Raw genomic sequence first — 14010 nt, 5'->3', positions numbered from 1 at the left:
AGATGACTGACCCCTCGCAGCCTTCCGATCGTTACAAGAAGGGCCTGGCTGTCCGCCGCTCCGTCCTGGGTGATGCCCATGTGAACCGCGCAAGCGCGAACGCAACGTCCTTCGACCAACCCTTTCAGACCCTGATTACCGAAACGGCCTGGGGGACGGTCTGGTCGGGGAGCCACTGGACGAAGCGCGAACGCTCCATGGTGACGATCGCGCTCCTGGCGGCGCTCGGCCATGACGACGAAGTGGCGATGCATGTCCGCGCGACCGCCAATACTGGCGCCACGGAGGAGGATATCCGCGAGGCGTTGATGCATGTGGCCATCTATGCCGGCGTTCCCGCGGCGAACCACGCCTTCAAGATCGCCAAGCTTGCGCTGGCCGAACGCGATGCCGATAATTCGCAGATGGAGGAGACGAAATGAACAATCGACCACCCGAAACCGGGCCTTTCTTCGCACGTGATCGCGATATGCATCCACCGGCCTACGCGCCCTGGTACAAGACGACCGTCCTTCGTTCACCGCAGCGCGCGCTGATTTCGCTGGAGGGCACCAAGAGCGAGATTACCGGGCCGGTGTTCGGACACGGAATGCTCAATCCGCTGGATAACGATCTGATCCTGAATTATGCCAAGCCCGGAGAAATGCCGATCGGCCCGCGCATTCTCGTCCACGGCCATGTGCTCGACGAGCGGGGGCGCGGCGTTGCAGGCGCGTTGGTGGAGTTCTGGCAGGCCAATGCCGGCGGCCGCTATCGTCACAAGAAAGAAACCTATCTGGCGGCGATCGATCCGAATTTCGGCGGCGTCGGCCGTACCATTACCGACGAGAACGGCTACTACTGGTTCAAGACCATCCAGCCCGGCCCTTATCCCTGGCCGAACGGCGTCAACGACTGGCGCCCGGCGCATATCCATTTCTCGATCTTCGGCCATGGCTTCCAGCAGCGTCTCATCACCCAGATGTACTTCGAGGGCGATCCGCTGATTTGGCGTTGTCCGATCGTCAAGACGATCCCGGACGAGGATACCATACGCCGCCTCGTCGCGCCGCTCGACATGAACGCCACCATTCCGATGGATATGCGCGCCTATAAGTTCGATATCGTCCTGCGCGGCCGCCATTCCACCTTCTTCGAGAACCGCCCGGAGGGCAACTGACATGGTTCAACCGCTTGGCTACCTCAAGGAAAGCGCTTCCCAGACCGCAGGACCCTACGTCCATATCGGCTGCACGCCCAACTTCGTCGGCATTCACGGAATCTTCGAGAAGGATCTCGGTTCCGGCTCGCTCTATAACGAGCAGACCCGCGGCACCCGCATCACCATTCGCGGAACCGTCTTTGACGGCGGTGGCAACCCGCTGAAGGACGCGCTGATCGAAATCTGGCAGGCCGACGACGCGGGCTTCTACAACAGCCCGAGCGAGACACGCGGATCGGCGGACCCGAATTTCATCGGCTGGGGGCGCTCCCCGGGCGACATGGAAACCGGCGAATTCGTGTTCGAGACGATCAAGCCCGGTCGCGTGCCGTTCAAGGATGGGCGCTGGATGGCCCCGCATGTCACCTTCTGGATCGTCGCACGCGGCATCAATATCGGACTCCACACCCGCATGTACTTCCCCGAGGAAACGGCGGCCAATGCGGAGGATCCGGTTCTTGCGCGCATAGAACACAAGAATCGCATTCCGACGCTGATCGCAAGCAAGGAGGGCGACAGCACCTATCGCTTCGACATTCGTCTGCAGGGCGAAGGTGAAACCGTGTTCTTCGATATCTGAGCGGGCCATGAGCATTTCCGTCTTCGAGCATCCGTTTTTTTCCGGCTTTATGGGGGATGCCGAAATCGCTTCGCTCTTCTCGGCGGATGCGGATGTCGCCGCCATGCTTCGCTTCGAGACCGAGCTTGCGAAGGCGGAAGCGGAATGCGGCATTTTCCCTGTCGAGACGGCAAACGCCATCGTCACCCATCTCGCCGGCTTTGTGCCGGATATGGCGGCGCTCTCGGACGGGATGGCAAGGGATGGCGTGGTCGTGCCCGAATTCGTCCGGCAACTGCGCCGGAAGGTGGGGGACGCCGCATCGGACAAGGTTCACTTCGGTGCAACCAGCCAGGACGTCATCGACACAAGCCTCGTACTCCGTCTCAAGGCGGCAACGGGTATCCTGATGGAAAGGCTGGCGGTTTTGACCGCCGGTCTTGAGGCCCTTTCGAAGCGCGACGGAAGCCTTCCGCTGATGGGCTACACCCGCATGCAGGCAGCGATTGCCATCACCGCCGGCAACCGCATTTCCTCGTGGAAGGAACCGCTCGAACGCCACCATGCGCGGCTTGCGGCCTTTTCCAAATCGGGTTTTGCCCTGCAATTCGGCGGTGCGGCCGGCACGCTAGAAAAACTCGCTGACAAAGGGCCGGCCGTACGCGCAGCACTTGCGGTCCGCCTCGATCTTGCCGACCAGCCGCAATGGCACAGTCAGCGTGACGGACTGGCGGAGTTTGCAGCCCTGCTGTCGCTGGTTTCAGGATGCCTTGGCAAGTTGGGACAGGATATCGCCCTGCTTGCCCAAGCGGGATCGGAAATCCGGCTTTCCGGAGGCGGCGGTTCCTCGGCCATGCCCCACAAGCAGAATCCGGTTACCGCCGAGCTTCTTGTCACCCTTGCGCGCTTCAACGCTGTGCAGCTTTCCGCCATGCACCAGTCGCTAGTGCATGAGCAGGAACGCTCGGGAGCAGCCTGGATGCTCGAATGGATGATCCTGCCGCAGATGGTAATAGCGACTGGCGCTGCGCTCTCGACCGCAAGGCGCCTGATCGGCCAGATCGAGCGGCTCGGGTCGGAAAAAGACTGACTGGAACGCATCGGCGTTTTCCGCCTGTGGAATCTCGGTGACCCACGCGGCAGGCCCGCGGGGGACGTTTTTCATTGCGTCATATCTTGGCTTTCCGCCCTTTAGCTATTGAAACACAAGCGTTTTCTTGATCTCGGATTTCGTCAAAAAAGCGATTTCGGAAGCGATTTGTGAGGATCGAAGGCTTGACACAAAAATGAACTAACTGGTACAAACATTCATGTTCGGAGACCGGATGCGGGAGGAAATCGCATCAACGTCAGGTCCGGTGAACAGTCAGAGGAATTCGAAGTCCCTGGATTTCGAGAGGAGGAAAACAGGCAAGGCCTGTTCAGACCCGCGAAGCGGGTCCGGAGGAACAATGTCGTACAGTCTCGATTTCTCGGTGGTCGCCGATCGGCTGCCCGAGTTGCTGCTTGCATGCCTTGCAACGATTGGACTGGCCGTTGCCGGCATGTCGCTTGCGACCGTCATCGGCGTTCTCGGCGTCGTCGCCCGCCGCTCGCGGTTCAGGTTGCTGCGCGGCTTGGTGATCGGCTTTGTCGAGGTCATCCGCAACACGCCCTTCCTCGTGCAGATCTTCTTCATCTTCTTCGCGCTGCCCCAGTTCGGCCTCAGGCTCAACCCGACAGTCACGGCCATCATCGCGCTGGCGCTGAACGGAGGTGCCTATGCCATCGAGATCATTCGCGGCGGGGTCGATTCCGTTCCGAAAGGCCAGGTGGAGGCAGGGTTGGCGCTTGGCCTGCACCGCGCGCAGATCTTCCGCCACATCGTCCTGAAGCCGGCATTGAGAGCGGTCTACCCGTCGCTCACCAGCCAGTTCATCATGCTCACACTGACGACCTCGGTCTGCACGTCGATCGCGGCCTACGAACTGACCTCGGTCGCCCAGAAGATCGAGGCGGATACGTTCCGCTCGTTCGAGGTCTATTTCTCCATCACCTTGATGTACCTCGCCATTTCCGCGCTGATGATGGGTGTGTTCGCTCTCATCTCGCGCGTTTCCTTCAGCTATCCGGTCAAGTGAGGCGACGATCATGGCATCCATCGGTCCCAATGAATTGTTCTTCCTGCTGCAGGGCTTGAAGTGGACCCTCGCGCTGACCGTGATCGGCTTCATCGGCGGCGGCATCTTCGGCCTTTGCGTGGCGCTGGCCCGTGTCTCGGAAAGCACGCTGGTCCAAAGGGCGACGGCCGGCTACATCGCCGTGTTCCAGGGCACGCCGCTCCTGATGCAGCTTTTCGTGGTCTATTACGGTGTGGCGCTTCTCGGGTTGAATGTCGACGCATGGATCGCGGTCGCCATCGCATTTACCCTGCATGCCAGCGCCTTCCTCGGCGAAATCTGGCGCGGTGGCATCCAGGCCGTACCGAAGGGGCAGACCGAGGCGGCCAATGCGCTCAGCCTGCATTACATCTCGCGAATGAAGGATGTGGTGCTGCCGCAAGCCTTCAAGATCGCCCTGCCTGCGACCATCGGTTTTCTGGTGCAGCTCATAAAGGGCACCTCGCTTGCAGCCATCGTCGGCTTCGTCGAACTGTCGCGCGCCGGACAGATCGTCTCCAACCAGACGTTCCGTCCGCTGACCGTCTTCGCGCTGGTCGGTCTCATCTACTTCCTGATCTGCTGGCCGCTTTCGCTCTGGGGCACCGGCGTCGAAAGACGGCTACAGACCGCGACCCGTTAATGCCTCTTCGTTTTCACGCATTTCCAAACGGAGAACCGCCTCAGACTTTGTCCGGAAATGCACTTTTCATCAGCTTTGTAAGGAGGAGCAAAAGATGAAATCCCAGAATGACCTGAACAAGACAGGCAAGAGAATGGCGCGCCGCACCGTGCTCGCCCTCATGGCGGCAGCCACCCTGCCGCTTTCGTTTCCCGCCGTTGCTCATGCCGGCACGCTCGAGGAAGCCAAGGCCAAGGGCAAGGTGGTGATCGGCATTCAGGGCGACAACTCGCCTTGGGGCTTCGTCAATTCGAGCGGCGTTCAGGACGGCCTTGATGCCGATATCGGCAAGGCGTTTGCGGAATCGCTGGGTGTGCAAGCGGAATTCGTGCCGCTGGCCGTCGCCAACCGTATCCCGGCGCTCGTCACCGGGAAGGTCGACGTGCTCTTCGCCACGATGGGCATGACCGCGGAACGCGCCAAGACCATCCAATATTCCAAGCCCTATGCAGGCAACGTGCTTTCGGTCTACGGCCCGAAGGACAAGAAGATCGCCGGCTATGAGGATCTCGCAGGCATGGCAGTCGGCGTGCCGAAGTCGAGCGCCATGGACACCGCGATTACCGCAGGCGCCGGCGACAAGGCCAATATCCTGCGCTTCGACGACGACGCGGCCAATATCCAGGCCATGCTTTCCGGTCAGGTCGAGGCCGTGGGCGGCAACCAGTTCTACGGCGACCGCCTGAACGCCGCTGCCGCTGACAAGTACGAAGCGAAGTTCGATCTTATCACCCTTTATAACGGTGCCGGCACACGTCCGGGCGAGAAGGATTGGAACGAGGCGGTCAACACCTTCATCGACAAGATCAAGGCGGATGGCACGCTCGCCAAGATCTATGAAAAGTGGATGAAGCGCGACGTTCCGGCCTTCCCGGACTCCCTGCCCGATATCCCCTTCACCGTGAAGTAAACGGAGGTTTCCATGCCACAATCCGCCACCGAACAGGTTCCGCTGATCACCCTTGAGGGGGTGGGTAAGTGGTATGGAGCCTATCACGCGCTGAAAAATGTCAATCTCACGGTTCGCAGGGGCGAGAAGATCGTCCTCTGCGGCCCGTCGGGTTCGGGCAAATCGACCCTGATCCGCTGCATCAATCACCTGGAGGAAATCCAGGAGGGACAGATCGTCGTCGAGGGCATGAAGCTGACGGACAGCAGCCGCGCGATCGACGCGGTGCGGAGAGAGGTCGGCATGGTGTTCCAGAGCTTCAACCTTTTCCCACACAAGACGATCCTGGAAAACTGTACCCTTGCGCCGATGCGGGTGAAGGGGCTGGACAAGGCCGCCGCCGAGGCGGTCGCCCGGAAATATCTGGAGCGGGTGCGTATTCTCGATCAGGCCGACAAATACCCGGCCCAGCTTTCCGGCGGCCAGCAGCAGCGCGCGGCGATTGCCCGAGCGCTCTGCATGGAGCCGAAGGCGATGCTCTTCGACGAACCCACCTCGGCGCTCGATCCGGAAATGGTCAAGGAGGTGCTGGACACGATGATCGGCCTTGCCCGCGACGGCATGACGATGATCTGCGTCACCCACGAAATGGGTTTTGCCCGGCAGGTGGCGGATCGCGTTGTGTTCATGGCCTCCGGTGAAATCATTGAGGAGGGTCCGCCGGAGGAATTCTTCCGTGATCCGAAACACCAGCGCACGCGCACCTTCCTCGGCGAAATCCTCGCCCATCACTGAACCCAGGAGGCGGGTTCCCCCGCCTCGCTTCCAGGTCGCATGAACGGTAAGGGACCATGACAGAGAAAACTTCCTATCGCGTTGGTCTGATCGGCGCGGGCATACAGCTTTCGAAATCTCCGGCGCTGCACATGCGTGAAGGCGCTGCCCATGGCCTCGACTATTCCTACGAACTCGTCGATGTCACCGCCCGCCACCTTCCGGACAGCGCGCTTCCCGACCTCCTCGATGAGCTGGAGGCGCGTGGTTTTGCCGGCACGAACATAACCCACCCCTTCAAGCAGGCGGTTATTCCCTATCTCTCCGAACTTTCGGACGACGCCCGCATGCTCGGCGCGGTCAATACCGTCGTCTTCACCGACGGCAAGCGCATCGGCCACAACACCGACTGGTACGGCTTCTACGAGAACTTTTCCCGCGGGCTCCCGCACGCAAAGCGCGATCGGGCTTTGCTGCTGGGAGCCGGAGGCGCTGGCGTCGCCGTGGCGCATGCAGCGCTGAAACTCGGTATGGGACGGCTCGACATCTTCGACCGGGACCAGGCGCGGGCCGAGAAGCTGGCCGACGATCTCAACGGACGCTTCGGTGCCGGCAGGGCCTCTGCCGTCGATGATCCCGCCTCCTCCCTGCCGCATGCGGACGGTCTCATCAATGCCACGCCTATCGGCATGCTTGCCCATCCCGGCATTCCGGTTTCGCCCGATCTTCTCGAACCCCGCCATTGGGTGACCGATATCGTCTATGTGCCGCTCGTCACCGAGCTTCTGGCGACGGCGAAGTCGAAGGGATGCCGCACACTTCAGGGCGGCGGCATGACGGTGTTTCAGGCGGCAGAAGCCTTCCGCCTGTTCTGCGGCCGCGAGCCGGATGCGGAGCGAATGTCCGCCCATTTTAATGAGATCTGCGCCGCGGAGGGCAATGCATGAGCCTTTTCACCATCCTGAACGGTCCTAACCTGAACCTGCTGGGACAGCGCCAGCCGGAAATCTACGGCCGGGAAACGCTTGCGGATGTGGAGGCGGCCTGCCGAGAGATCGCTGTGGCCGCGGGCCACGAGATCTTCTTTGCCCAGAGCAACCGCGAATACGAACTGATCGACTGGATCCACGAGGCGCGCGGCACGTCTGCCGGCATCGTCATCAATCCGGGGGCCTTCACACACACCTCGGTCGCGATCCTCGATGCGCTCAACACCTTCGAGGCGCCGGTGATCGAGGTGCATATCTCCAACATTCACAAGCGGGAGGTTTTCCGCCATCATTCCTACGTTTCGACGCGGGCGGAAGGCGTCATCGCCGGACTTGGCATCGAAGGCTACGAGATGGCGCTTCGCCACCTCATCGGCCGGCTTTCTCGGTAGCGGCGATATGGTCGGCTCTAAGCACATAGCGCAACACCATCTCGGCGACATGGCGAGACAATGTTTCCTGGCCCTCGCCGGTGAAAAGAGAGCCGCCGAAAATATGCGAAAAAGTGGCGCTGTTCGATACGTTGAAGAAGGACAAGGCACTGATCTCCCAGTGCAGTTCGAGCGGATCGACACCCTTGCGGAAAACGCCGCTCTCCTGTCCACGCCGCAGCACCTTTTCCAACGCCTCGATTGCCGGGCGATTGAGGTCGCGAATGGTTTCGGAAAGCCGCATGTGCCGGCCATGATGAACGTTTTCGATCATCACCATGCGTATAAAGGCCGGGTTTCGACGATGATGATCGAAGGTGAAGCGACAGAGCTTTTCGAGGGCGGCCGCGGGATCGAGCCCTTCCAGTTCCAGGTCGCTTTCGCCGCCGCGCACCTTGCCATAGGCCTCTTCCAGAACACGCTGGTAAAGGCCTTCCTTGTCGCCGAAGTAATAGTAGATCATGCGCTTCGACGTGCGCGTGCGAGCCGCTATCTCGTCGATGCGGGCACCCGACAGCCCGTTCTGCGAGAACTCTTCCATGGCAACAGTCAGAATGTCGCGGCGGACGCCCTCCGGATCCCGCTTCGCGGATTTAGCCTCTCTGGCCACGCTTGCCGTTGCAGCCTGTTTCATCGCTCCCCCGTCGCCGGACCCATCGTTCCGGCCTTTATTAACTAACTAGTACATAATGCCGGAAAGGAAGGCAATATGGCAGCCCCAGAGACAGGCAAACACAGCGTGAAGATGCGGACGTCGATTGCGACCGTATCGATCAGCGGCGAGTTTCCGGAAAAGCTCGCCGCCATCGCCAAAGCCGGCTTCACCGGCGTCGAAATCTTCGAGAACGATTTCCTGACCTATGACGCATCGCCGCGCGAAGTCTCGAAGATGGCTCGCGACCACGGTCTCGACATTACCCTCTTCCAACCTTTCCGCGATTTCGAGGGCATGCCGGAACCGCATCGCGGCCGAACCTTCGAGCGCGCCCAGCGCAAATTCGACATCATGGAGGAGCTCGGCACAGACCTCATGCTGATCTGCTCGAATGTCTCGCCGGTTTCGCTGGGCGGCATCGATCGGGCGGCAGCCGATTTTCATGAACTGGGCGATCTCGCGGCCAGACACGGCGTTCGCGTAGGCTACGAGGCGCTGGCATGGGGCCGTCATGTCAGCGATCATCGCGACGCCTGGGAAATCGTGCGACGCGCCGACCACCCGAGTGTCGGCATCATCCTCGACAGCTTCCACACATTGTCCCGGAAGATCGATCCGAACTCGATCCGCTCAATACCGGGAGACAAGATCTTTATTGTGCAACTGGCCGATGCACCCCTCTTCGATATGGATCTGCTCTACTGGAGCCGCCACTTCCGCAACATGCCGGGCGAAGGCGACCTGCCGGTGGTGGATTTCATGCGCGCCGTCGCAGCCACCGGCTATACCGGGCCGCTTTCGCTGGAAATCTTCAACGACCAGTTTCGCGGCGGCTCGGCCCGCGCGCTTGCAGAGGACGGTCATCGTTCGCTTGTCTATGTCATGGATCGGGTAAAACGGCTGGAGCCCGACATCCGCATCGACGTCCCGGACATGCCGGACCGCATCGCGGCCCGCGGTGTCGAATTCGTGGAATTCACAACGGCCCCTTCCGACAAGGCCAATCTGGAAGCACTGCTCGGGACGCTCGGCTTCCGGAAGACGGGGAGCCACCGCAATCGCGCAGTCGATCTCTATACGCAGGGCGATATCCGCATCGTCATCAACACCGACAACACCGGCGACACCTTCGCCGGCGCATCCTATTCGGTGCACGGCACGAACGCCTATGCCTTCGGCCTGAAGGTGGAGAATGCACAGGATGCCGTAAAACGCGCATCCGCGCTTGGCGCGCCGACCTTTTCGGAGCCGCGCAAGCCCGGCGAGGTCACGGTGCCTGCCATTCAGGGGGTCGGCAATGGTGTCATGTACTTCCTCGACGATTCACCGGCACTCGCCTCGATCTGGACGAACGAATTCCTTCCCACGAAGAACGAGAAAGACGCGGGCGATGCGCTGCTCACCCGGATCGATCATCTGGCCCAGACGACGCGTTATGACGAAATGCCGACCTGGCTCCTGTTTTACACATCGATATTCTCGACCCGGCGTACCCCGATGGTCGACGTGGTCGATCCCGGCGGTCTCGTGCGTAGCCAGGCGATCGAAAGCGTTCCGGAACCTGGTTTCCGGCTAACGATGAACGGAGCCGATAGCCGAAAGACCTTCGCCGGCAAGTTCCTCGCCGAAGGGTTCGGGACGAGCATCCAACACATCGCCTTCGCGACAACGGATATCTTCGCCACCGCCCGACGGCTGGCGGAGCTCGGTTTCCAGCCGTTACCCATCTCCCGCAACTACTATGACGATCTTGAAGCGCGCTTCGGCCTCGAGCCGGATTTTTCCGATGCGCTGCGCGCTGCGAGCATCCTCTATGACCGGGACGATAGCGGCGAATATTTCCAGATCTACAGCCGCACCTTCGGCGAAGGCTTCTTCTTCGAGATTGTGGAGCGGCGTGGCGCCTATGGTGGATACGGGGCGATGAACGCCCCGTTCCGTATCGCCGCGCAACGACGTCTGCTGCGTCCAGACGGCATGCCGAAGGGGTGACGGACCATGGCGATAGCGCGTCTCTCCCGGCTAGCCGAGCGGCGTCAGATCGACGCGAACCGCTGTGCCACGCTCGGCGGCAAGACGGATCGCGTCAAGCACGATGAGATTGGCGGTCGCATCGCGGGCGGAAACGAGCGGCGCGCCGCCCAGGCGGATCAGCGCCTCGAAATGACGAAGCTGCTCCTCATAGGGATCTGCTGGCATAACGGGAAGCATCGAGGACCTCAGCCTGCGGGTCCAGTCAGGTTCGCCCTCCGGCTCCCAGAGCATCAGATCAGGCAGGGAAAGGCCCGCCCGGCTTCCGGCGTAATGATGCGCCGTCACCGGATGAGCGGGGAACCGCGCCGGGTTTTCGCCGGCCGACAAATCCCAGGCCCAGGGACCGGTCGCGGTATCGGAGATGCACAACGTGGCAAGCCCGCCATTCGTGAAGGTCAACGCAACGGCCGCGGTGTCCTCTACCGGGAAACCGCGGCGTGCATTGCTGGTCATCGCCTGCACACTCGCGATCTCGCCGAAGAAATGGCGCAGGAGATCGATCTCGTGCACGAGATTGATCAGCAGCGGCCCACCCGCGCCGGGCGTCTTGCGCCAGGCGGCCTCGAAATAAGAAGGCGGTTTGGCAAGCGTGCAGGTGACGGTCGCCATGACGAGATCACCGATACGGCCCGCACGGATCGCGGCGTGAGCCGCCCGAACGATCGGATTGTGGCGGCGATGATGGCCGACAAGGAGCGGAACGCCTGTTCTCTGCGCAACCGCGATCAGGCTCAAGGCCGAAGCAAGGCTTTCGGCGACCGGCTTTTCGAGCAGCACAGGCATTCCCGCTTCGAGAAGCGCTGCGGAAATCGGCAGGTGGGTTTCGTTCGGCGTGGCGACGACGGCCGCCGTCACAAGTCCCGATGCAATGAGCGAAGCAACGTCCGGCAAACAGGGTATGCCGAGCGATTGCGCCAGCGCCGCTCCGCTTGGCATCGGATCGACAATTGCGCCGAGGCGCAGGCCTGGAGCCTTGGCAAGAGTGTCGATATGGGTGCGCCCGATCGCGCCGGCGCCGATGACGGCAACGCTTATCTTTTCAGTCATCAAAATCCTCCCTGGTTCTTGACCGGAGACCATCAAAACAAAAATCAAAATGGAATTGAAGTTTATTATTGAACATTATTCCATTTTTTGCAATTGTCTGGATCGAGGAAGAATGAGGGGAGGATCGCATGCACCAGACCGCGCCGATGCGCCAACGCCATTGCGAGCTTGCTAGCCATGGCTGCCGATCCTTGCGCCGGGAGTTCAGCAGATGAGCCGCATCCTCGTTACCGGCGGTACAGGCTTCGTCGGCGTGCGCACGGTCGCCGCGCTCCATGAGGCAGGCCACACGGTTCGTATCCTCGATCTTTCGCCCCGCCCAGACCGCTTGCCCGCTGGGATCCCCGTCGAAATCGTCGCGGGCGATATCACCGACCCCAATACCGTTCTCCAGGCCGCTCGGGACTGCGATGGAATCGTCCATCTCGTGGGGCTGATGACGGTCGACTGCGCCCGTGATCCCGTACTCGGCGTGCGCGTCAATCTGATCGGAAGCCTGAATGTGCTCGAAGCAGCAAAGGCACGCCGCCTCCCGGTCGCCTATCTTTCCACCGCAGGCGTGTTCGGGCCGGAAGATGCCATTCATCCGCAGCCGATGACCATCTACGGTTCTACAAAACTTGCCGTCGAGGGTGCTGCGCGGGCCTTCTTCCTGGATTACGGCATACCGAGCCTCGGCCTGCGCCCCTACATCATCTACGGGCCAGGCGTCAGCGCCGGCATCGCGGCTGGCCCCTCCATTGCAATTGCGGCCGCCATTCGTCGGGAACCGGCGGAAATACGCTTTTCCGGCCGGGTTGGCTTCGTCTATGTCGACGATGTCGCGAGAATGCTGGCCTCGGCCATGACCGCCCCGCTTGAGGGGGCCGCCGTTCTCACAATGTCCGGCGATACTGCCGATATGAAGGACTTCGTCGCGGAACTGGCCCGGCAATCCGGCTGGACAAAAATCGCGATCAACGGCGCTCCGCTCCGCATTCCCTCCGAGCTCGTATCGGACCCTGTACCGGCCTTTCTCGGAGCTCAACCGGTCACCGACATCGGAAACGGAATTCGGCTCGCCATTGCCGAACTGAAGGCTGGGCACGAGAAGGAATTATCCAATGTTTAGTCCCCATCGTCCATTTCCCGGATGCGGGCTGCGTGATTTTGTCAATAATCAAAACAGGGGTCGCACCGGTGCGATTTCCATCCTGAAAGGAAATTCCGGAAGAGCACTTGGCGTTCGGCGGGAGAACGGAACCGGTTTCGCTCCCGCCTCTCATCTGGGAGGATGAGACTCACTGCATACCGAAATCGCGAGCCCGGCGGGAGGAGACCTCCGGACCTTGCGTTCTGACGGATGGCCCACCCGGCCGCCGCTCGGATTTTTAGAACCGATCATTCACGGGAGGATGTCGATGATCAAGAAACTGCTTTCCGCAACCGCTATGGTTCTGGCGCTGGGCGCCATGCCCGCACTCGCCGAACTGAAGGTCGGCTCCATTGTCGAGCTGTCCGGCCCGGGAGCTGCTGCCGGCACCAATTTCCGGGATGGCGTGGCCATGGGCTTCGAGGAAATCAACGCCCAGGGCGGCATCCTCAAGGAACCCGTCAAGATCTTCGAATACGACAGCCAGACAGACCCGCAGGTTTCGCGTGCACTGGTGCAGAAGGCGATCGACGAAGAAGTCTATGCCATCATGGGCACGGTGTTCTCTTCGTCCACTGTCGTCAACATGCTGGTCGCCAAACAATACGGCATTCCGCAGTTCACCGGTTCCGAAGCGCCGTCCATCACCGCCAAGGGCAATCCCTACATCTTCCGCACTGCCTTCGGCTCCCAGAAGGGCGTGCCGAAGCTCGTGAAATACATGGTCGAGAAGATGGGTGTGAAGAAGGTCGGCGTCGCCTGGGCCAACACCGAATTCGGCAAGGGCGGTCATCAGGCCTTCCTCGACGAAGCCAAGAAGGCCGGCCTGGAAATCGTCGTGGACGTTCCCTCCGAACAGGCCCAGGCTGATTTCTCCGCCGACGTGCTGAAGCTCAAGAACTCTGATGCCGACGCTTTCTTCGTCTACTATACCGAGGAAGAAAGCGCGCGCTTCCTGCGCGAAGCGCGCAAACAGGGCATTTCCAAGCCACTGCTCGGAGAAACCACGCTGATCGGCCACAAGGTGATCGAGCTCGCCGGCGAAGCGGCCAACGGCGCGGCCGGCCATGTCGGCCTTACGCCGGATGCAAACATTCCAGCCCTCAAGGAAATGGTCGAACGCTTCAAGGCGAAGTACAAGTACACGCCGGATCACAACGCCATCAAAGGCTACACCGCGGCCTGGATCTTGAAATATGTGACCGAAATGGTCGGCAAGCCCGACAGCAAGGCAATCGCCGAAAAGCTGCACGGTCTCACCCTCAAGGCCTCAGAATATCCGGGCGTCCTCATGGATGTGAGCTGGGATGAGACCGGCGAAATGTCTCGCGAGAGCTTCTTCGTGAAGGTCGAGAACGGCCAGCAGGTCGTGGAAGCCATCCTGCCGCCGAACTGACCCCGAAGGGCAGTCCCATGGCCGGCGGACATGCGCCGCCGGCCTGTCTCATCCACATTCGCAAAGCCGACCGACAGCCTTTG

The 14010-nt window shown here is 61.1% G+C and carries 15 protein-coding genes; 13 read left to right on the top strand and 2 right to left on the bottom strand.

All coding sequences use genetic code 11. From position 1 onward, the window contains the following. Nucleotides 1-2 precede the first annotated feature (2 nt). From pcaC to aroQ, 10 genes are all read left to right on the top strand, one after another. Nucleotides 3-422: a 4-carboxymuconolactone decarboxylase gene (gene pcaC / locus J5N58_RS15935; RefSeq protein WP_112829816.1), complete on the top strand. Its 420-nt coding sequence runs from the start codon at nt 3-5 to the stop codon at nt 420-422. Continuing rightward, on the top strand, nt 419-1159 hold the full coding sequence (gene pcaH, locus J5N58_RS15925; protein WP_113444230.1) for a protocatechuate 3,4-dioxygenase subunit beta: 741 nt from the start codon (nt 419-421) through the stop codon (nt 1157-1159). The genes pcaC and pcaH overlap by 4 nt, the downstream gene beginning before the upstream one ends. A gap of 1 nt (nt 1160) precedes the next feature. Beyond that, nucleotides 1161-1781, top strand: coding sequence for a protocatechuate 3,4-dioxygenase subunit alpha (gene pcaG / locus J5N58_RS15920; RefSeq protein ID WP_112829814.1), 621 nt, complete (start codon nt 1161-1163; stop codon nt 1779-1781). A 7-nt stretch (nt 1782-1788) separates the two neighbouring features. After that, entirely contained in the window at nt 1789-2850 is a 1062-nt protein-coding gene (locus J5N58_RS15915; RefSeq protein WP_244711582.1) for a 3-carboxy-cis,cis-muconate cycloisomerase, read from the top strand. 361 nt (nt 2851-3211) lie between these two features. Further along, nucleotides 3212-3880 carry an amino acid ABC transporter permease gene (locus J5N58_RS15910; RefSeq protein WP_112829812.1) on the top strand — a complete coding sequence of 223 codons (669 nt, stop codon included), beginning with the start codon at nt 3212-3214 and terminating at the stop codon, nt 3878-3880. Nucleotides 3881-3890: 10 nt separating this feature from the next. Next, complete coding sequence (locus J5N58_RS15905; protein ID WP_112829811.1) at nt 3891-4541, top strand: amino acid ABC transporter permease; 651 nt, start codon at nt 3891-3893, stop codon at nt 4539-4541. 133 nt (nt 4542-4674) lie between these two features. Further along, nucleotides 4675-5490: a transporter substrate-binding domain-containing protein gene (locus J5N58_RS15900; protein ID WP_425314474.1), complete on the top strand. Its 816-nt coding sequence runs from the start codon at nt 4675-4677 to the stop codon at nt 5488-5490. 12 nt (nt 5491-5502) lie between these two features. Continuing rightward, nucleotides 5503-6264: an amino acid ABC transporter ATP-binding protein gene (locus J5N58_RS15895; RefSeq protein WP_112829809.1), complete on the top strand. Its 762-nt coding sequence runs from the start codon at nt 5503-5505 to the stop codon at nt 6262-6264. A 56-nt stretch (nt 6265-6320) separates the two neighbouring features. Continuing rightward, a complete protein-coding gene (locus J5N58_RS15890) occupies nt 6321-7190 on the top strand; it encodes a shikimate dehydrogenase (RefSeq protein ID WP_112829808.1) in 870 nt (289 codons plus the stop codon). Further along, a complete protein-coding gene (gene aroQ / locus J5N58_RS15885) occupies nt 7187-7624 on the top strand; it encodes a type II 3-dehydroquinate dehydratase (protein WP_112829807.1) in 438 nt (145 codons plus the stop codon). The genes J5N58_RS15890 and aroQ overlap by 4 nt, the downstream gene beginning before the upstream one ends. Here aroQ and J5N58_RS15880 read toward each other — a convergent pair. Beyond that, nucleotides 7602-8297: a TetR/AcrR family transcriptional regulator gene (locus J5N58_RS15880; protein WP_113444228.1), complete on the bottom strand. Its 696-nt coding sequence runs from the start codon at nt 8295-8297 to the stop codon at nt 7602-7604. The two genes, aroQ and J5N58_RS15880, sit on opposite strands and share 23 nt — an antisense overlap. Before the next feature lie 111 nt (nt 8298-8408). Here J5N58_RS15880 and J5N58_RS15875 point away from each other — a divergent pair, with 111 nt between their 5' ends. Next, nucleotides 8409-10310, top strand: a complete 1902-nt coding sequence (locus tag J5N58_RS15875; RefSeq protein ID WP_113444275.1) for a bifunctional sugar phosphate isomerase/epimerase/4-hydroxyphenylpyruvate dioxygenase family protein — start codon at nt 8409-8411, stop codon at nt 10308-10310. A gap of 30 nt (nt 10311-10340) precedes the next feature. On the opposite strand, the gene J5N58_RS15870 is transcribed toward J5N58_RS15875, so the two are convergent. Beyond that, entirely contained in the window at nt 10341-11399 is a 1059-nt protein-coding gene (locus J5N58_RS15870) for a Gfo/Idh/MocA family protein (RefSeq protein WP_162757482.1), read from the bottom strand. A gap of 211 nt (nt 11400-11610) precedes the next feature. Between J5N58_RS15870 and J5N58_RS15865 the strand changes: the two genes are divergently transcribed. Together J5N58_RS15865 and J5N58_RS15860 are read left to right on the top strand one after the other, a co-directional pair. Beyond that, nucleotides 11611-12510 carry an NAD-dependent epimerase/dehydratase family protein gene (locus J5N58_RS15865; protein WP_244711580.1) on the top strand — a complete coding sequence of 300 codons (900 nt, stop codon included), beginning with the start codon at nt 11611-11613 and terminating at the stop codon, nt 12508-12510. Between the two features lie 289 nt (nt 12511-12799). Then, nucleotides 12800-13927 carry an ABC transporter substrate-binding protein gene (locus J5N58_RS15860; RefSeq protein ID WP_112829803.1) on the top strand — a complete coding sequence of 376 codons (1128 nt, stop codon included), beginning with the start codon at nt 12800-12802 and terminating at the stop codon, nt 13925-13927. Nucleotides 13928-14010: the final 83 nt, after the last annotated feature.

Origin of the sequence: Paenirhizobium cremeum (assembly GCF_022884085.1) — a bacterium.
In the GTDB taxonomy this organism is placed as follows: Bacteria; Pseudomonadota; Alphaproteobacteria; order Rhizobiales; family Rhizobiaceae; genus Allorhizobium; species Allorhizobium cremeum.
This window is presented reverse-complemented; position numbering and strand designations above follow the sequence as displayed.